The following is a 17,754-nucleotide window of genomic DNA, read 5'->3' on the forward strand; positions in this document are numbered from 1 at the left end:
GACCTCAGAAGTCGAAGCCGCCCCCGTCGAAGCCACCACCGTCGAAGCCGCCGCCGTCGAACCCGCCGCCGCCCCAGTCGCCGCCGCCCATGTCGCCGCCGCCGTCGAACCCGCCGCCGTCGCCACCGCCGTCGAAGCCGTCTCCGCCGCCCATGTCACCGGACTCGAGCGCGTCCTGCTGGCCCGCGTCGTAGCCCGACTCCCAGGCCGAGGCGCTGGCGATGCCGCTCATGCCGGAGAACATCGCGCTGAAGAGGAACATCGAGCCGAGGCCCCAGGCACCGGCGACGAGTGCGGGCTTCCACCACGGCTCGCTGTACCAGCCCTGCGGCACCGGACGGCCCGCGACGCGGCCGCCGGGGTAGTAGTACGGCGTGTCCTGGCCGGCATCGGGGGACGCGGCGTAGTGCTGGCCCTCGACGTCCACCTCGCGGCGCTCGGTGACCTTGCCGGCGCGCTCGCGCTCGGCTTCCTCCGGCAGCTGCGGTCCGGGGTCCATGCCCATCGCGGTGCGCGCGGCGCGGACGTAGTAGAGACCTTCGACGGCGGTGTCCTTCACCAGCCGGGCCTGCTCGATGGTGCGGGCCTGCTCCAGCTGCGAGCCGGCCGCGTTGTAGCGCTCGCTCGCGTCCGCCATCGCCTGCATCGACGCGGTGTCGTTGCCGTTGAGGTTGAGGACCTGGCCGCCGAGCCGCTCGACCAGGCGCCGGGCGTCGGCCTTGGCGTCGTCCAGCTCGCGCTGGCGCGCCGCGGCCCGCTGCCGCGAAAAGTAGAGGCCGCCACCGACGATCACGACGACGAGCACGATCAGGAAGATCGCGGTGCCCATGGACCACTCCCAGATGTTCGGGGCTCAGTGACCGGAAGTCACCTTTGATTCGGACAACGCGGACGTTACGCGGAGGGTTCCCGGCGAGTGATCCGGCACACCGCACGCGCTGGCCGACCGAACTAGAACACGTTATAGTTCGGCCATGAAGTTCACCCTGTCGATCGCGATGAACCCCCTCGATCAGCTGGGCGAGCTCGCCCGTGCTGCCGAAGAGGCCGGCTTCGCGTCCATCGCCCTGCCGGACTCGCTCTTCTACTCCGAAACCGTGGACACGGACTACCCGTACACGCCCGACGGCAGCCGCTTCTGGACCGCGGAGACCCCCTGGGTGGACCCGCTGGTCGCGACCGCGTCGATGGGCGCGGTCACCAGCCGCATCCAGTTCTACACGTCCGTGCTGAAGCTCGGCTCGCGCAACCCCGTGCTGCTGGCCCGCCAGGTCGGCTCGGCGTCGGTGCTCACCGGCGGCCGGTTCGGGCTCGGCCTCGGTGTCGGCTGGCTGCCGCAGGAGTTCGAGTACTGCGGCGTGCCGTTCGAACGGCGCGGCAAGCGCGTCGACGAGGCCATCGACGTGCTCAGGCTGATCCTCGACGGCGGCATGGTCGAGTACCACGGCGAGTTCTACGACTTCGACAAGCTGCAGATGAGCCCGGCGCCGCCGTCGCGCGTGCCGTTCTACATCGGCGGCCACACCGAGGTCGCGCTGAAGCGCGCCGCCCGGGTCGCCGACGGCTGGTCCTCGGCGATGATGAAGCTCGACGAGCTGCGCGACACCATCGCGCGCCTGAAGGAGCTGCTCGCCGAGCGCGGCCGCGCCGACGACCCGTTCGAGTACCAGGCGGTCTGCATCGACCGCTTCGGTCTCGACGGCTACCGCGAGCAGGCCGAGGTCGGTGTCACCGACATCATCACCATGCCGTGGGTGTTCGACGGCGTCGGCTTCGACGCGCCCGTCGAGCCGAAGCTCGAGGCGATCCGCAAGTTCGGGGCCGAGATCATCGACAAGTTCGAGGAGTGACGGGCATGGGCGTGCGGGTCAGCTGGGACACCGCGGCGGAGCAGCCGCCGGCGCGGCGCGCGGCGTTCGCGTCGATGACCGCGGTGACGGCGGGGGACAAGGACGCGTGGCTGGCGCTGTTCGCGCCCGACGCGGTCGTGGAGGACCCCGTCGGGCCGTCGTTCTTCGACGAGGAGGGCAAGGGCCACCACGGCCCCGAGGGCATCAGCGCGTTCTGGGACAAGACGATCGGCACCGTCGAGCGCTTCGAGTTCACCATCCGCGACTCGCACGCGGCGGGCGACGAGTGCGCCAACGTCGGCACGATCACGACGTACCTGCCGGGCGGCTACCGCGTCGACACCGACGGGGTGTTCGTCTACCGCGTCGGCGAGGACGGGCTGATCCGGTCGATGCGGGCGTTCTGGGAGACCGAGCGCGCGATGGCGACCGCGCGGCAGGTGACCGAATAGCGTCCCGGCCAGCGGAAACCCAATTTCATATCTGATACATGATCTCTTGACGCCCGGTTAGGCAGGTCCCTTTACTAACTGGTGTAGACCTCCGATGTCTCCACCAGGGAGCAAGCATGTCCTTCCTCCGGCGCACGGCGGTCGCGGCCGCCGCGTTCGCGCTCGCGGCCAGCGGCACCGTCCTGAGCCAGTCCCCGGCTTCCGCGCTGGAGAACGGGCTCCTCCGCACGCCGCCGATGGGGTTCAACAACTGGAACTCCACCCAGTGCAAGGCCGACTTCACCGAGGCCATGATCAAGGGGATCGCCGACATCTTCGTGACGAAGGGCCTCAAAGACGTCGGATACACCTACGTCAACATCGACGACTGCTGGGCGCTGCCGGACCGCGACGCGAAGGGCAACCTCGTCCCGGATCCGGTGCGCTTCCCGCACGGCATCAAGGCGCTCGCCGACTACGTGCACGCCAAGGGCCTGAAGTTCGGCATCTACACCAGCGCCGGCACGCACACGTGCAACAAGGCGGGCTTCCCCGGCGGCCTCGGCCACGAGCAGCAGGACGCGAACACCTTCGCCTCGTGGGGTGTCGACTACCTGAAGTACGACAACTGCAACAACCAGGGCGTCGACGCGCAGCAGCGCTACAAGGCGATGCGGGACGCGCTCGCGAAGTCGGGCCGCCCGATCGCGTACTCCATCTGCGAGTGGGGTCAGAACAAGCCGTGGACCTGGGCCGCGCCTGTCGGGAACCTGTGGCGCACCACCGGCGACATCTCCGACAAGTGGTCGAGCATGATCTCGAAGGCGCAGACCAACCGCGGGCTGGCGCAGTACGCCGGGCCGGGGCACTGGAACGACCCGGACATGCTCGAGGTCGGCAACGGCGGCATGACCGCGACGGAGTACCGCACGCACTTCAGCCTCTGGGCGATGATGGCCGCACCGCTGCTGATCGGCAGCGACCTGCGGAAGGTGTCCGACGACGACTTCTCGATCCTGAAGAACACCGACGTCATCGCGCTCGACCAGGACCCGCTGGGCAAGCAGGCGACGGTGCTCGGCTCGAACGGCGGCCTGGTCGTCTACAGCAAGGTGCTGGCCGACGGCGACCGCGCGGTGGCGCTGTCCAACGAAACCGCCGCGACGGCGACGATCAGCACGACGGCGGCCGCGACCGGCATCGGCGCCGCGTCGTCGTACACGCTGAAAGACCTGTGGAGCAAGGCTTCCCGGGTTTCGACGGGGGCGATCAGCGCGTCCGTGCCGGCGCACGCGACGGTGCTGTACCGCGTGTCCCGGGCCGGCGGCGCCCGCTACGAAGCCGAGTCGGCGGTGCTGTCCGCGGGCGGCACGGTGGATTCGAACCACGCGGGCTTCTCGGGGACGGGCTTCGCGAACGGCGCCAACGCGGTCGGCAGCTACGTCGAGTGGCAGGTGACCGGACCGGCGTCGGCGCTGACGTTCGGCTACGCGAACGGCACGGCGGCCGCGCGCCCGGTGGACATCGCGGTCGACGGCACGGTGATCGCGACCGCCGTACCGTTCCCGCCGACGGGCGCGTGGACGACGTGGAGCACGGTGACGCGGCCGTACGCGCTCGGCGCGGGACAGCACACGGTGCGCCTCACCGCGACCACGGCCGACGGCCCGGCGAACCTGGACTACCTGGACACCTCCGGCTGACGCCCGGCCCGATCCCAGCCGCGGCGGGCCGGGGGCCGGGCGTCGTACGCCGCGCGGGCCGCCTCGACCTTGCCGAGGTTCGGGGACCACTCGGCGAGGCTGGCGAACAGCGGCGCCAGGCTCCGGCCCAGCTCGCTGATCTCGTACTCGACCCGCGGCGGGACCTCGGCGTGGTAGGTCCGCTCGACGAGGCCGTCGCGCTCCAGCTGCCGCAGCCGCTGGGTGAGCACCTTCGGCGTGATCGTGGTGATGCGGCGCGCCAGCTCGACGAACCGCTGGCGCCCGTACTCGTTGAGCGTCCACAGGATCGGCGTCGTCCAGCGGCTGAACACGATGTCGACCACCGGCGCGATCGGGCAGGCCAGCTCGGGTGTGGTTCCGGTCACGTTCGGGGCCTCCAGCCAATACTTTCCTCTAGGTACCTACTATACGTCGGAATGTAGCGTCGTCCGCATGATCGTGGTGACCGGAGCGACGGGAAACGTCGGACGACCGCTGGTGCAGGCTTTGACGGCGGCGGGGGAAGAGGTCAGGGCGGTGTCCCGTCGCGGACCGACAACGGGTGACTTGGCGGACGCGGCGTCGTTGCGCCCGGCCTTCGAGGGTGCGTCGGCAGTGTTTCTGTTGCTGCCGCCCGATTTCCGGGGTGACCTGGAGCCGGTGCTGGAACACGCCGCCGGGGCGCGGGTGGTGTTGCTGTCTTCGCAGGGCGTCGGAACGGGCCGGCACCCTTCGTTCTTCGAAGACGCCGTGCGCGGTTCGAGTCCGGAGTGGACGGTGCTGCGCCCGAGCGGGTTCGCCTCGAACGCCTTCCAGTGGGCGGAAAGCGTTCGCGCGTCCCGTGAGGTGGCGGCCCCGTTCGCGGACGTGGCCCTGCCGGTGATCGACCCCGCGGACATCGCGGAGGTGGCGGCCGCCGCGCTGCGGGACCCTTCGCACCACGGGCGCACGTACGAACTGACGGGCCCGGCGGCGGTGACCCCGCGCGAGCAGGCGGCGGCGATCGGCACGGCACTGGGCGAGCCGGTGCGGTTCGTCCCGCGGACGCGGGAGGAAGCGCGTTCCGTGATGCTGGGCTTCATGCCCGCCGAAGTCGCCGAGGCGACCCTGGACATCCTGGGGTCGCCCACGGAAGCGGAACAGCGGGTGAGCCCGGACGTCGAACGGGTGCTGGGCCGGCCACCGCGGCCGTTCGCCGACTGGGCGGCGCGCAACGCGGCGGCGTTCAAGTGAACGTCCTGGCCCACCGCGAAGAAGGCTCCGGCGCGCCGGTGGTTTTCCTGCACGGCAACCCGACGTCGTCGCACCTTTGGCGCGACGTGCTGCCCGGCGTGCCCGGGCGCCGCCTGGCGCCGGACCTGATCGGCATGGGTGACTCGCCCAGGCCGGCCATCGAGTACACGTTCGACGACCACGCGCGGCACCTCGACGCCTGGTTCGACGCCCTGGACCTGACGGACGTGGTCCTGGTCGGCCACGACTGGGGTGGCGCGCTGGCGGCGGACTGGGCGGCGCGCCACCCCGGGCGGGCCCGGGCCCTGGCGTTCACCGAAGCCGTTTTGAAACCGATGACGTGGGAAGAGTTCCCGCCCGTGGGCGCGGAGGTGTTCCGCGCGGTCAAGGGAGCGGCGCCCGAGCCGGTGATCGCGGACTTCCTCGCCTCGCTCCCGCGCGAGTACGCGCGGATGTACCCGACCCCGGAGTCCCGCGTCCCGTTGGTGCGCTGGGCCCGTTCGATGCCGCTGGGTGGCGAGCCGGCCGACGTGGTGGCCCGGATCGAGGCGTTCGACGCCTGGCTCGCGTCGACGCCGGAAATCCCGAAGCTGCTCATCACGTTCAAGCCCGGCTTCGACACGATGCTGACGCGGCCGATGCTCGACTGGTGCGCGGAGACGTTCGCGGGGCTGGAGGTCGTGCACCACCCGGTGGTGGCGGGGCACCACACCCCGGAGGAGCAGCCGCACCTGCTCGCGGAGACGCTGGCGAAGTGGCTGTCCGCCTGAGCGCGGCGGCGCGCAATCTGGGACAACTCCGCGGCCGGGCGCGCTCGTATCCTCGACGTCGGCCGGTTCCTCCGAGGCAAGGACTCCGCATGGACGAAGCACGGATGTGGGCAGGGATCGAGCAGGCCCGGCTGCGGCTGGCGGATCTCGTCGACGGGCTTCCCGCGGAGGACTGGGAACGGCCTTCGCTGTGCGAGGGGTGGCGGGTCCGCGACGTCGTGGCGCACGTGGCCGGCAACGCGCGGTTCGGCGTGGGGGACTGGCTGCGCGAGGCAGTGCGGGCGCGGGGCAGCTTCAACCGCATGATCCTGGACTCGGGCCGCCGCCTGGGCGCGGAGCCGACGAGCGAGACCGTCGCCCGGCTGCGCGAGTTCGCCGCGTCCCGCAAGGTCCCGCCGGCCCCCGGCGCGGGCGCGGACTCGACGATCATGGACGTCCTGACGCACACCCAGGACGTCGCCCTGGCGCTGGGCCGCGAGCCGGAGATCCCGCCGGAGGACGCGGTGGCGGGCCTGGGCAGCCTGTGGAAGCTGCGCTTCCCGTTCAACCCGCGCAAGCAGCTGGCCGGCCTGCGCCTGGTGGCCGAAGACGCGGAGTGGGCGGTCGGAACCGGCCCCGAAGTCCGGGGCAAGGCCTCGGCGTTCCTGCTCCTGCTGACCAACCGCCCGGCGGCCTACGCCCGCCTGACGGGGCCGGGCCTGGACCTCGCCCGCGAGAAGCAAGCAGCCTGAACCGGGTGGACAAGTGGTCGGGATGACAGGATTTGAACCTGCGACCCTTCGCTCCCAAAGCGAATGCGCTACCAAGCTGCGCCACATCCCGTGACACCCCCAGGGGGGTGTGTGATCAGACTAGCGGGTCACGCTATCCTGGCCACGCACCCGGGTCCCTCGGGGGCACGCGGGTGTAGCTCAATGGTAGAGCCCTAGTCTTCCAAACTAGCTACGCGGGTTCGATTCCCGTCACCCGCTCCGTTCAGGGAGGCGGCGTCGCGAGCCGATGCCGCGTCCGCTTCGAGTTTGGTCGCGATCACGTCCAGCAGCTTGTCCGTGTCGACCGGCTTCGTGATGTATTCGTCCGCGCCGCTCGCCAAGGTCCTGGCGCGGTCCTCCGGGGTGGCCTTGGCGGTGACCGCGATCACCGGGAGGTCGGCGTTGGCCGCCTCGGCGCGGATCGCCGCGATCGTCGCGTTCCCGTCCAGCTCCGGCATCATCACGTCCATCAGCACCAGGGCCGTGTCCTCGTTGCGCTCCAGGGCGCGGATGCCGTCGACGCCCGTTTCCGCGTAGACCACTTCCAGGCCCGCCTGCTCCAGGACGGCCGCCAGCGCGAAGACGTTGCGGAGGTCGTCGTCGACGATCAGGACCTTCTCGCCGTGGAAGCGCTTCGGCGTGACGTCGGGGGCCGCCACCAGGACCGTGCTCGGGACCGGGGGCAGCCGGGGCGAGGACAGCGCCGTCACGGCCGGGTCGACCAGGTTGGCCGCGGCCACCGGGAGGTACAGCGTGAACGTCGAACCGACGTTCGGCTCGCTCACGACCCGCAGCTCGCCGCCCAGCAGCTCGGTCAGCTGCTGGCTGATGTTCAGGCCCAGCCCGGTGCCGCCGTACTTGCGGCTGGTCGTGCCGTCCGCCTGGCGGAACGCCTCGAAGATGACCGCCAGCTTCTCCTCCGGGATGCCGATCCCGGTGTCCTCCACCGCGAACGCGATGATGCCCGGCGCGCCCTTGAGGCTCTCCTGCTCGACCTCCGCCGGGTCTGCCGCGCGGATGTGGAGCCGGACGCCGCCCTCGTCCGTGAACTTCGCCGCGTTGGACAGCAGGTTCCGGAGGATCTGCTGCAGCCGGTGCTCGTCGGTGTGGACGCTGCCCGGCACCGGCGGGTCGATGTGGACGGCGAACTCCAGGCCCTTGTCCGCGGTCAGCGGGCGGCACAGCGACTCGACGTAGTCCACCAGCTCCGGCAGCGTGATGTCGGTCATCTGCAGGTCGAGCCGGCCCGCCTCGACCTTCGCCAGGTCGAGGATGTCGTTGATCAGCTGCTGCAGGTCCGAACCGGCCGCGTAGATCGTCTTCGCGAACTGGATCTGCTTCTCCGTCAGGTTCCCTTCCGGGTTCTCCGACAGCAGCTTCGCGAGGATCAACGCGCTGTTCAACGGCGTCCGCAGCTCGTGCGACATGTTCGCCATGAACTCGGTCTTGTACTGCGACGCCACCGTCAGCTGCCCGGCGCGCTCCTCCAGCTCCTGGCGCGCCTGCTCGATCTCGCTGTTCTTGACCTCGATGTCGCGGTTCTGCTGGGCCAGCAGCGCCGCCTTCTCGGCCAGCTCGGTGTTGGACCGCCGCAGCTCGCCCTGCTGGGCCTGCAGCTGCTCCGAGCGCGCCCGCAGCTCCTGCGCCAGGCGCTGCGACTCGGTCAGCAGCGCCTCGGTGCGCGAGTTCGACAGGATCGTGTTCACGTTGACGCCGATCGTGTGCCGCAGCTGCTCCAGCAGGTCCTGGTGCACGGTGCTGAACTCGTTGACCGAGGCCAGTTCCAGCACGCCGAGCACCTCGCCCTGGAACAGCACCGGCAGCACGATCAGGTTGACCGGCGCGGCCGAGCCGAGCCCGGACGACACCAGCGCGTACTCCGGCGGTGCGTTGTGGACCAGGATCGTGCGGTGGTCGACCGCGGCCTGCCCGATCAGCGACTCGCCGAGCGCGAACCGCAGGCCGGCGCGGGACTGGGCGAGCCCGTACGCGGCGATGCACTCCAGCACCGTGCCGTCGCGGTCGTCGTCGCGGGCCAGGAAGAACGCGCCCTGCTGCGCCCGGACCAGCGGCGCCAGCTCGGACAGGATCAGCGCGGCGACCGACGCCAGGTCGCGGTGCCCCTGCATCCGGCCCGACAGCTGCGCGAGGTTCGTCTTCAGCCAGTCCTGCTCGCGGTTGGTCCTCGTCGTCTCCTTGAGGTTCGCGATCATCTGGTTGATGTTGTCCTTGAGGTCGGCGACCTCGCCGGACGCGTCGACCGTGATGTGCCGGGTCAGGTCGCCCGCCGTCACGGCGGTGGCGACCTGCGCGATCGCCCGGACCTGCGTGGTCAGGTTCCCGGCCAGCTGGTTGACGCTCTCGGTGAGCCGCTGCCAGGTACCGGACACGCCGCCGACCTCGGCCTGGCCGCCCAGCTTGCCTTCGGTGCCGACCTCGCGCGCCACGCGCGTGACCTCCGAGGCGAACGCCGAGAGCTGGTCGACCATCGTGTTCATCGTGGTCTTGAGCTCGAGGATCTCGCCGCGCGCGTCGACGTCGATCTTCTTCGTCAGGTCGCCCTTCGCGACCGCGGTGGTCACCTGCGAGATGTTGCGCACCTGGCTGGTCAGGTTGTGCGCCATGAAGTTGACGTTCTCGGTCAGGTCCTTCCAGGTCCCGGCGACGCCCGGGACGCGGGCCTGGCCGCCGAGGATGCCTTCGGTGCCGACCTCGCGGGCGACGCGGGTGACCTCGTCGGCGAACGCGCGCAGCGTCTCGACCATGCCGTTCAGCGTCTCGGCCAGCGCCGCGACCTCGCCCTGGGCGTCGATCGAGATCTTCTTCGACAGGTCGCCGTTCGCGACGCCGGTCGCGACCGTGGCGATGCTGCGGACCTGGTCGGTCAGGTTCGTCGCCATGACGTTGACGTTGTCGGTCAGGTCCTTCCACGTGCCCGCGACGCCGCGGACGGTGGCCTGGCCGCCGAGCTTGCCTTCGGTGCCGACTTCGCGGGCGACGCGGGTGACTTCGTCGGCGAAGGCGGAGAGCTGGTCGACCATGGTGTTGAGGGTGGTCTTGAGCTCGAGGATCTCGCCGCGGGCGTCGACGGAGATCTTCTGCGTCAGGTCGCCCTTCGCGACCGCCGACGTCACCGTGGCGATGTTCCGGACCTGCTCGGTCAGGTTGTTCGCCATGAAGTTGACGTTGTCGGTGAGGTCCTTCCAGGTCCCGGCGACGCCGGGCACGGTGGCCTGGCCGCCGAGCTTGCCTTCGGTGCCGACTTCGCGGGCGACGCGGGTGACTTCGTCGGCGAAGGCGGAGAGCTGGTCGACCATGGTGTTGAGGGTGGTCTTGAGCTCGAGGATCTCGCCGCGCGCGTCGACCGCGATCTTCTGCGTCAGGTCGCCGCGCGCGACGGCCGTCGCGACCTGGGCGATGTTGCGGACCTGGGTGGTCAGGTTGTTCGCCATGAAGTTCACGGACCCGGTGAGGTCGCGCCACGTGCCGGCGACGCCCGGGACCTGCGCCTGCCCGCCCAGCTGACCTTCGGTGCCGACCTCGCGGGCGACGCGGGTGACCTCGTCGGCGAACGCCGAGAGCTGGTCGACCATCGTGTTCATGGTCGTCTTGAGCTCGAGGATCTCGCCGCGCGCGTCGACCGTGATCTTCTGGGTCAGGTCGCCCTTCGCCACGGCCGTGGTCACGTGCGAGATGTTGCGGACCTGGTCGGTGAGGTTGTCGGCCATGCCGTTGACCGAGTCGGTGAGGCTGCGCCACGTCCCGGCCGCGCCCGCCACCTCGGCCTGGCCGCCCAGCTTGCCCTCCGAGCCGACCTCGCGCGCCACGCGCGTGACTTCGCCGGCGAAGGCGGAGAGCTGGTCGACCATGGTGTTGAGGGTGTTCTTCAGCTGCAGGATCTCGCCGCGGGCGTCGACGTCGATCTTCTTCGTCAGGTCGCCGTTGGCCACCGCGGTCGCCACCAGCGAGATCGCGCGGACCTGGTCGGTGAGGTTGTCGGCCATCTGGTTGACCGAGTCGGTGAGGTCGCGCCAGGTCCCGGCGACGCCGGCGACCTGGGCCTGGCCGCCGAGCTTGCCGTCGGAGCCGACCTCGCGCGAAACCCGGGTGACCTCGTCGGCGAACGACGACAGCTGGTCGACCATGGTGTTGATCGTGTTCTTGAGCTCGAGGATCTCGCCGCGGGCGTCGACGGTGATCTTCTGGGTCAGGTCCCCGCGCGCGACGGCCGTGGTGACCTGCGCGATGTTGCGGACCTGGTCGGTGAGGTTGTCGGCCATCCCGTTGACGGAGTCGGTCAGGTCGCGCCAGGTGCCGGACACGCCCGGCACGACCGCTTGGCCGCCGAGACGTCCCTCACCCGCGATCTCGCCGGAGAGCCTCGTCACTTCGGCAGCGAAGCGCGACAGCTGCGCGATGAGGCCGTTGACCGTCTTCGCCAGGGCCGCGTACGCGCCCTGCAGGGGACGGCCGTCCAGCGTCATGGTCATCGGCTGGGAGAGGTCGCCCTCGGCGACCGCGCCGAGCACCCGGTCCAGCTCGATGGTGGGCCGGGTGAGGTCCTCGACCAGGCCGTTGACGGCCTCGACTGCGGTGTTCCAGCCGCCGGGGCCGACCTCGGCCTCCAGCCGCTCGCTCAGCCTGCCGTCCTGGCCGACGGCCGCGCGGACCCGCAGCAGCTCGCTGACCAGCCGCTGGTTGCGCTCGGCGATGTCGTTGAACGCGACCGCGAGCTGGGCCGAGATGCCGTCGCCGTGCGGGACGAGCCGCCGGCGGAAGTTGCCGTCCCCGAGATCCCGCACCGCCACGAGCAGCCGCTCCAGCGCCGCCGCCTCGCTCTGGGATTCCGTTGTCATGTGTGCCGACCCTCTCCACCACGCATGCGCCAGCCATGGTCTCCGACCCAGCGTGTCATGATTCGCCCTACACTTCGAGCCAGTCCGCCCGCTCACGCGGTAACCGTGCGACAGCAGTCCGGAGGCAGGAGGTCCGTGCATGGTGTCACGTCCGGCTCCGGCGTCGGCGGCCCTGCCGCCGATGACCGCGGAGGACGCGCCGCCGGGCTTCGACGCCTTCGGGCGAGCGGTCCTCGAGGACGTGCGTGACGCGGTCTTCCTGCAGGACGCCGAAGGGGCGTTGCGCTGGGCGAACCCGTCGGCGCGGGCGCTGGCCGACGGCGCCGAGCCACGGCTGCTCCCGGTCGCCGAAAGCTCCGGTCACGTCGAAGTAGCGGGCCACCGGCGTCCGGCACGGGTCCGCGCGCTGCCCGGCGGCTGGCACTCCTGGACCGTGCCCGCGGAGGACGTCGCCCAGTCGCACGTCGGGGACTTCCTGGCGGAGGCCGGGCCGCGGCTGGCCGGGGCCCGCGGGCGCCACGGGACCGCGCGGGTGATCGCCGAGCTCGCCGCGTCCGCGCTGGTCGAGACGGTCTTCGTGCTGCTGCCGACCACCCGCGGCCGGTGGGAGTGGTGGAGCTGCGAGCGCCCGCAGGCGCACGGCCACGGCCGGATCCGGCGGGTCCCGCCGCAGGTCGCGCCGGTGCTGGCGGCGACGTTCGCCGCGGTCGGGACGCCGCAGCCGGCCCCCGTTCCCGCGCCCGAGGTCGCCACGCTGCCTTCGGTCGTCGCCGATCGGTTCGCCGGGCACGCGGAGGTGACGGTCGTCTCGCTGGGCCCGAGCGCCGGCGCCGGTGTCACTGGGGCCCTGCTACTGGGCCGCCGCGCGGACCCGGAGTTCGGTACCGAGCAGGACCGCGCGGTCGTCGAGTTCGCGAAGGCGGCCGGGACCGCGCTGGCCAACGCGCAGCGCTACGCCCGCCAAGAGGAGGCCACGCGCGGCCTGGAGACGACGCTGCGCCCGGTCGACCCGCCCGAGCTGGACGGCGCCCGCTTCGAGACCTGGTACGAGCCGGCCGCCGGGGTGCTCGCCGTCGGCGGCGACTTCTTCGACGTCCTCGCCCACGACGACGGCAGCGCGTTCCTGGTGCTCGGCGACATCTGCGGCAAGGGCGCCGAGGCCGCGGCGCTGACCGGGCGGGTCCGGCACGCGCTGACCGCGCTCGCCATGGTCGAGCGCGACGGCCGGACGCTGCTGCGGCTGCTCAACGAGCTGCTCATCGCGGGCGGCAGCAGCCGGTTCGCGACGCTGGTGCTCGGCACGGCGCGGCCGTCGGACGGGGGCGTCGGCCTGACGCTGGCCTCCGGCGGGCACCCGGCGCCGCTCATCGTGCGCGGGGCGGGCGAGGTCGAAGAGGTCACGGTCCCGGGGACGCTGGTCGGCATCTCGCCGCAGGCGCGCTTCGCCGAGGCGGAGGTCCGCCTGGAGCGCGGCGACGTCCTGCTGCTCTACACCGACGGCATCACCGAGGCCCGCAACCGCCACGACCAGTCGGAGCTCTTCGGCGACGACCGGCTGCGCGGGGTACTGGCGGCCGCGGCGGGCGAGCCGGCCCGCGAGGTGGTGCGGCGGCTGCGCCAGGCCGTGCGCGACTGGCTCGGCAGTTCCGCCCACGATGACATCGCTGTCTTGGCGATCGAGTGTGCCGACTAAGTCCTTTGTAGACCGTGTTTGGCCCCTCCCGCAGGGGGTAATTCCTTCGTGCATTGATCTCGACGAAGGGAGTCTCATGGTGAACTCACTGCAGGGGCGCCGGGTCGCGATCCTGGCCGCCGACGGTGTCGAACAGGTCGAGCTGGAGCAGCCGCGCCAGGCCGTTCTCGACGAAGGTGCGACGGTCGAGCTGGTCTCGCTCGACACCGGCGAGATCCAGGCGATGAACGGCGACATCGACAAGGGCGACCGGTTCGCGGTCGACCGGAAGGTGGCCGACGTCCAGGTCGGCGACTACGACGCGCTGCTGCTGCCGGGCGGCACGATGAACCCCGACAACCTGCGCACGAACCCGGACGCCGTCCGCTTCGCGGGCGACTTCGTGCGCTCCGGCAAGCCGGTCGGTGTCATCTGCCACGGTCCGTGGACGCTCGTCGAAGCCGATGTCGTGCGTGGCCGCACGCTGACGTCGTACCCGAGCGTCCGCACCGACCTGCGCAACGCCGGCGCCACCGTCGTCGACGAAGAGGTCGTGGTCGACAACGGCCTGGTGTCCAGCCGCAACCCGGACGACCTTCCGGCGTTCTCCCGTGCGGTCGTGCAGGAGTTCGCGGGCTGACGTCCTTTGTGGACGTTCACCCGGCCGTGTGTTAAGTCCCGCTTAAATGTGTTGGCATTCGGCATCGCGGCGGAGCACGCTGAACGTGTGACCTGGATCGCCCGTGGAGAGGAGGTGGACGCGATGACTGTGCACGCCAGACGCTACGGCCGCTGGTGCCGTGAGCACTTCGACGCGATCGCCGCCGAGGGCGTTCCGGCACCCCGTGCCGGCGAGCCGGCCGAGCGCGAAGCCCGGCCCGAGCCCGAACCGGAGCCTCTCCAGCCCGGTGCCGAGCCGCCGCGGCTCTGACCCGAACGACGAAGAAGGCCTCCCCGGTCCGGGGAGGCCTTCTTCGTGGGTCCGTCAGTGGTAGCGGTAGCCGCGGCGGTACCAGACCCGCCGGGGGCCGGGCACACCGATGCGGGCGATGACGTCGGTCAGGATCGCGCCGATGACCAGCCAGATCACCGCCGCGAGACCGTCGTTGAGGAAGGTCCGCAGCTTCTCGGAGTCCGGGGTGAAGAGGTTGCGCAGGCCGAGCGAGACGCTCGACGACCACTCGTTGATCAGGTGCGCGAAGCCGTTCGCCGAGTTGGCCTCGCCCAGCACCAGCACGATGTGCACGGCGAGGACCAGCGCGAACACCGCGCACACGAGGTGGATCAGCGCGTTGACCGTGCGCACGACCCGGATGCGCGGGTGCGTGCGCTCCACGACTTCTTCGGCGGGCTCGGGCTCGTACCGCGGTTCGTACGGCTCCGGGGGCGGGGGATACGGCATCGTCGGCGCCGTCCTTTCGACTGTCCGATGTGGACGTATCTGGGCGTGTGCTCGCAGGTCCGTGGAGTACCCGTCACCTGGGTGAGCGAATCATGCCTTCCCTAAACTTCCCTGAGCGTGGACATGATAGGGTTGTTTGCGGAACATGAGGAGGACTGGAGCATGAAGAAGACCGTGTCGCAGGAGGTCTTCTCCGTCGAACAGGTCGCCGCGAAGCTCGGCCTGCACGTCCGGACGGTCCGGAACTACGTGCGCGACGGGCGGCTGAAGGCGGTCCGGATCGGCAAGCAGTACCGGATCACCGCGGCGGACCTCGAAGCCTTCACCGGCCTGCCGGTGGCCGGCGCGAAGCCGGACCGGCCCGTCGCCGAGCTGTCGGGCGTCGCCGAGATCGACGGCGTCGACCGGGCGGGGGCCGACCGCATCGCCACCATGGTCATGGCCTCGGTGAACGGACCGCGGGAGGAGGGTGAGCGGCCCCTGCGCGTCGAGACCATCTACGACAAGGAGCGCGCCACCATGAAGATCCTCGTGTTCGGCGACCTCGCCGCCGGTGCCGACCTGCTGCGCTGGGTCGCGTCGATCACCGAGAACCTGACGTGAGCACGATCTACCGCTCGGCCGAAGGCGGCCGGGCGGTCCGGGAGCGCTACGACGCCCTCCTCGGCGGCTGGCCGGTGCCGCACGAGCCGCGCACCCTCGGGACGCGGCTCGGCGAGACCTTCGCCGTCGTGTCCGGTCCGGTCGACGCGCCGGCGGTCGTGGCCCTGCAGGGCTCCGGCGGCACGGCCGCGCACTGGCTGCCCGACATCGCCACGCTCGCCGCGCGGCTGCGGGTGTACGCGGTGGACGCACCCGGGGAGCCGGGGCGGACCGTCGAAGCCCGGCCGCCGCTCGGGTCGGCCGCCTACACGGAGTGGCTCGACGACGTCCTCGACGCGCTCGGCCTGTCCCGCGCCGCCTTCCTCGGCACGTCCCTGGGCGGTTTCTGGGCGCTCGACCACGCGGTGCGGCAGCCCGGGAGAGTGTCGGCGCTGGCCCTGGTGAACCCGGCCGGGATCGGCCGCCGCCGGATCGCGCCGCTCCTGAAGTTCGGCGCGTACCGCCTGTTCGGCGACTGGGGCCGGCGCCGCTCGCTGGCGATGGTCGCCCGAGGCGGTCCCGCCGATCCGCGCCGGCGCGCGGTCGGCGAGTTCACGCTCGCGACGTTCGAGCACTTCAAACCGCGGCTGGAGGCGATCCCGGTGGTCCCGGCCGGGCGGCTGCGCGAGCTGGCCGTGCCGGTGCAGGCCCACTTCGGCGCCCGTGACGTCCTCCTGGACCAGCGCGACGCGGCGGCGAAGCTGCGGGATGCCCTGCCCGGCGCCGACGTCCGGTTGGTCGAGGACGCCGGGCACTTCCTGCCCGGCTGGGCCGAAGCCGTCACCGAATTCCTGAACGGAACAACGAAATGATCGACACGCGACACGGCGTCGCGGTGTGGCACGCGCCGTCCGACGGCCCGCCGCTGAGCACCGAGCAGGACGCCGTCGACCTCGTCGGGGCCACCTACGGCCTCGGCGCCGAAGTCCTCGTCGTCCCGGTCGAGCGGTTCCCCGCCCGGTTCTTCGACATGCACGCCAAGCTCATCGGGCACTTCTTCTCGAAGGTCGTCCAGTACGGCTTCCGGCTTGTGCTGCTCGGCGACGTCCGGCCGCACCTCGAGGCGAGCGGCGCCTTCCGGGACGTCGTGCGGGAGTCGAACCGCGGCAAGGACGTCTGGTTCGTGGCCGACTTGGCGGAGCTCGACGCGCGGCTGGCCGCGGCGCGCTGAGCCGCGCGGCGGAACCTGGCGCGGGACGGGCAACCCCGTCCCGCGCGGCACGTCCAGGTGATCATGAGAAGCGCGCTGCTGGTGCCCCTGCTCGCCCTCCTGGCCGGGCTGGCCCCGCCCGCGGTGGCGGAAACCGTTGTCCCGCACGGGTTCCGTCCCGCCTCGACCAGCTGGACCAGCGCCGATCGCGGGTACGTCCTGGGGTACTCGCCCTGCGGGAAGACGTGGTGCCCGGCGCTGCTGGGCACCACCGACGGTGGCACGCACTGGCGGCGGCTGGACGCGCCGGCACTGCCGCTGCCGGACAACCACAACCACGTCGCCCTGACCGTCACGAGCGATCGCGTCGCGTACGTCAGTGACGGCGTCCACGTGCGCGCGACCCGGGACGGCGGGGCGAGCTGGCACCCGGTCGGCCTCGCCGGCGCGCGGGAGCCTTACTACGTCTCGAAGATCACCGAAACCGCCGGCCGGGTCTTCGCGATCCTCAGCGGCCGCGGCTCGACCCGGCTGTACTCGGGCGTCGCCGGTTCGCCGGTGCTGGTTCCCGTGCCCGGCTTCGCGGTCACCGGCGGCATCACCTACGGCGACCTGGCCGTCGGCGGCGGCCTGCAGGTCGCGCTCGGCTCGGACTACGGCTCGGAGAAGTACTGGACGTCGCGCGACGGCGTCCGCTTCACCCCGGCCGCGCCGCCGTGCCCGCCGGGTTCGGTCGCTTCGCTCGCCGGGGTGCGTGACCGGCAGGTCGTGGCGTTGTGCAGCAGCAGCCCCGGTACGCCGCAGCCCGGTTCGACCGAGCGGGAGCTGCGGCACGCGCCGGAGCTCGGCGGCACGTTCAGCGGCGACGAGGCCGCGCCGTTCGCGGGCATCACCCAGGGCTTCGCCGCCGCGACCCCCGCGGCCGCGACGGTCGCGGCGGTGGGCGGCGGCACGGGGTTCCTGCACAGCACGGCCGACGGCGGCCGCACCTGGACGACGACCGTCCTTTCCGACCGCGGGCTCGAGCTGTCCGATCTCGACTTCCCCGGCGGCGGCACCGGGGTGGTCGTCGACGGTCAGCCGGATGCCGCAGACGGCTCCGCCGTGTACCGGACCACGGACGGCGGACACATCTGGCGCGAAGTGCGGTTCGGGTCATAGTCCCTGGCAGCCAAGGCCCTTCGGCCCGGTTCACTTGGTGAACGCCATGTCGTAGTCTGAGCACCGTCCGTTGCCGGACACAGGTGGCCGGGCCCGGGGCAGGGGCCGGCGCCGGATGACGAGGGAGAACAG

At 71.5% G+C, this 17,754-nt stretch carries 17 protein-coding genes and 2 tRNA genes; 14 read left to right on the forward strand and 5 right to left on the reverse strand.

What is annotated here, in order from left to right; translation table 11 throughout:
* Positions 1-4 precede the first annotated feature (4 nt).
* Positions 5-829, reverse strand: a complete 825-nt coding sequence (locus tag ACWEN0_RS25520) for a hypothetical protein (RefSeq protein WP_451978300.1) — start codon at positions 827-829, stop codon at positions 5-7.
* Positions 830-974: 145 nt separating this feature from the next.
* Here ACWEN0_RS25520 and ACWEN0_RS25525 point away from each other — a divergent pair, with 145 nt between their 5' ends.
* From ACWEN0_RS25525 to ACWEN0_RS25535, 3 genes are all read left to right on the forward strand, one after another.
* Positions 975-1,850: a TIGR03619 family F420-dependent LLM class oxidoreductase gene (locus ACWEN0_RS25525; RefSeq protein WP_451978303.1), complete on the forward strand. Its 876-nt coding sequence runs from the start codon at positions 975-977 to the stop codon at positions 1,848-1,850.
* 5 nt (positions 1,851-1,855) lie between these two features.
* On the forward strand, positions 1,856-2,302 hold the full coding sequence (locus ACWEN0_RS25530; protein ID WP_451978306.1) for a nuclear transport factor 2 family protein: 447 nt from the start codon (positions 1,856-1,858) through the stop codon (positions 2,300-2,302).
* A 116-nt stretch (positions 2,303-2,418) separates the two neighbouring features.
* Positions 2,419-3,984 (forward strand): carbohydrate-binding protein, encoded by a 1,566-nt coding sequence (locus ACWEN0_RS25535; protein WP_451978309.1) that lies wholly within the window; start codon positions 2,419-2,421, stop codon positions 3,982-3,984.
* Here ACWEN0_RS25535 and ACWEN0_RS25540 read toward each other — a convergent pair.
* Positions 3,963-4,370 (reverse strand): winged helix-turn-helix transcriptional regulator, encoded by a 408-nt coding sequence (locus ACWEN0_RS25540; protein WP_451978312.1) that lies wholly within the window; start codon positions 4,368-4,370, stop codon positions 3,963-3,965. The genes ACWEN0_RS25535 and ACWEN0_RS25540 overlap by 22 nt on opposite strands.
* 67 nt (positions 4,371-4,437) lie before the next feature.
* On the opposite strand from ACWEN0_RS25540, the gene ACWEN0_RS25545 reads away from it, so the two are divergent.
* From ACWEN0_RS25545 to ACWEN0_RS25555, 3 genes are all read left to right on the forward strand, one after another.
* A complete protein-coding gene (locus tag ACWEN0_RS25545; protein WP_451978315.1) occupies positions 4,438-5,217 on the forward strand; it encodes an NAD(P)H-binding protein in 780 nt (259 codons plus the stop codon).
* Positions 5,214-5,987: a haloalkane dehalogenase gene (locus ACWEN0_RS25550; protein ID WP_451978318.1), complete on the forward strand. Its 774-nt coding sequence runs from the start codon at positions 5,214-5,216 to the stop codon at positions 5,985-5,987. Before ACWEN0_RS25545 ends, ACWEN0_RS25550 begins: the two co-directional genes overlap by 4 nt.
* An 89-nt stretch (positions 5,988-6,076) precedes the next feature.
* Positions 6,077-6,718 (forward strand): maleylpyruvate isomerase family mycothiol-dependent enzyme, encoded by a 642-nt coding sequence (locus tag ACWEN0_RS25555; RefSeq protein ID WP_451978321.1) that lies wholly within the window; start codon positions 6,077-6,079, stop codon positions 6,716-6,718.
* Between the two features lie 14 nt (positions 6,719-6,732).
* On the opposite strand, the gene ACWEN0_RS25560 is transcribed toward ACWEN0_RS25555, so the two are convergent.
* Positions 6,733-6,809, reverse strand: a tRNA-Pro gene (locus ACWEN0_RS25560).
* Positions 6,810-6,887: 78 nt separating this feature from the next.
* Between ACWEN0_RS25560 and ACWEN0_RS25565 the strand changes: the two genes are divergently transcribed.
* A tRNA-Gly gene (locus tag ACWEN0_RS25565) sits at positions 6,888-6,958 on the forward strand.
* Here ACWEN0_RS25565 and ACWEN0_RS25570 read toward each other — a convergent pair.
* Positions 6,913-11,595 carry a HAMP domain-containing protein gene (locus ACWEN0_RS25570; RefSeq protein ID WP_451979022.1) on the reverse strand — a complete coding sequence of 1,561 codons (4,683 nt, stop codon included), beginning with the start codon at positions 11,593-11,595 and terminating at the stop codon, positions 6,913-6,915. The genes ACWEN0_RS25565 and ACWEN0_RS25570 overlap by 46 nt on opposite strands.
* A gap of 139 nt (positions 11,596-11,734) precedes the next feature.
* On the opposite strand from ACWEN0_RS25570, the gene ACWEN0_RS25575 reads away from it, so the two are divergent.
* The 3 genes from ACWEN0_RS25575 (at position 11,735) to ACWEN0_RS25585 (ending at position 14,198) form a co-directional block, all read left to right on the forward strand.
* A complete protein-coding gene (locus ACWEN0_RS25575; protein WP_451978323.1) occupies positions 11,735-13,288 on the forward strand; it encodes a PP2C family protein-serine/threonine phosphatase in 1,554 nt (517 codons plus the stop codon).
* Between the two features lie 76 nt (positions 13,289-13,364).
* The gene (locus ACWEN0_RS25580; protein WP_451978326.1) at positions 13,365-13,907 is read left to right on the forward strand and encodes a type 1 glutamine amidotransferase domain-containing protein; all 543 of its coding nucleotides are present in this window, start codon (positions 13,365-13,367) and stop codon (positions 13,905-13,907) included.
* 123 nt (positions 13,908-14,030) lie between these two features.
* A complete protein-coding gene (locus ACWEN0_RS25585) occupies positions 14,031-14,198 on the forward strand; it encodes a hypothetical protein (RefSeq protein ID WP_451978328.1) in 168 nt (55 codons plus the stop codon).
* A 54-nt stretch (positions 14,199-14,252) separates the two neighbouring features.
* On the opposite strand, the gene ACWEN0_RS25590 is transcribed toward ACWEN0_RS25585, so the two are convergent.
* Positions 14,253-14,669 carry a hypothetical protein gene (locus ACWEN0_RS25590; RefSeq protein ID WP_451978331.1) on the reverse strand — a complete coding sequence of 139 codons (417 nt, stop codon included), beginning with the start codon at positions 14,667-14,669 and terminating at the stop codon, positions 14,253-14,255.
* A 174-nt stretch (positions 14,670-14,843) separates the two neighbouring features.
* Here ACWEN0_RS25590 and ACWEN0_RS25595 point away from each other — a divergent pair, with 174 nt between their 5' ends.
* The 4 genes from ACWEN0_RS25595 (at position 14,844) to ACWEN0_RS25610 (ending at position 17,622) form a co-directional block, all read left to right on the forward strand.
* Complete coding sequence (locus tag ACWEN0_RS25595) at positions 14,844-15,272, forward strand: helix-turn-helix domain-containing protein (protein WP_451979025.1); 429 nt, start codon at positions 14,844-14,846, stop codon at positions 15,270-15,272.
* Positions 15,269-16,123 (forward strand): alpha/beta fold hydrolase, encoded by an 855-nt coding sequence (locus ACWEN0_RS25600; protein ID WP_451978334.1) that lies wholly within the window; start codon positions 15,269-15,271, stop codon positions 16,121-16,123. Before ACWEN0_RS25595 ends, ACWEN0_RS25600 begins: the two co-directional genes overlap by 4 nt.
* Complete coding sequence (locus ACWEN0_RS25605; protein ID WP_451978336.1) at positions 16,120-16,482, forward strand: DUF4180 domain-containing protein; 363 nt, start codon at positions 16,120-16,122, stop codon at positions 16,480-16,482. The genes ACWEN0_RS25600 and ACWEN0_RS25605 overlap by 4 nt, the downstream gene beginning before the upstream one ends.
* Before the next feature lie 63 nt (positions 16,483-16,545).
* Positions 16,546-17,622 carry a hypothetical protein gene (locus ACWEN0_RS25610; RefSeq protein ID WP_451978339.1) on the forward strand — a complete coding sequence of 359 codons (1,077 nt, stop codon included), beginning with the start codon at positions 16,546-16,548 and terminating at the stop codon, positions 17,620-17,622.
* The last annotated feature ends 132 nt before the right edge of the window (positions 17,623-17,754 follow it).

The sequence above is a fragment of the Amycolatopsis sp. NPDC004378 genome (assembly GCF_053602455.1).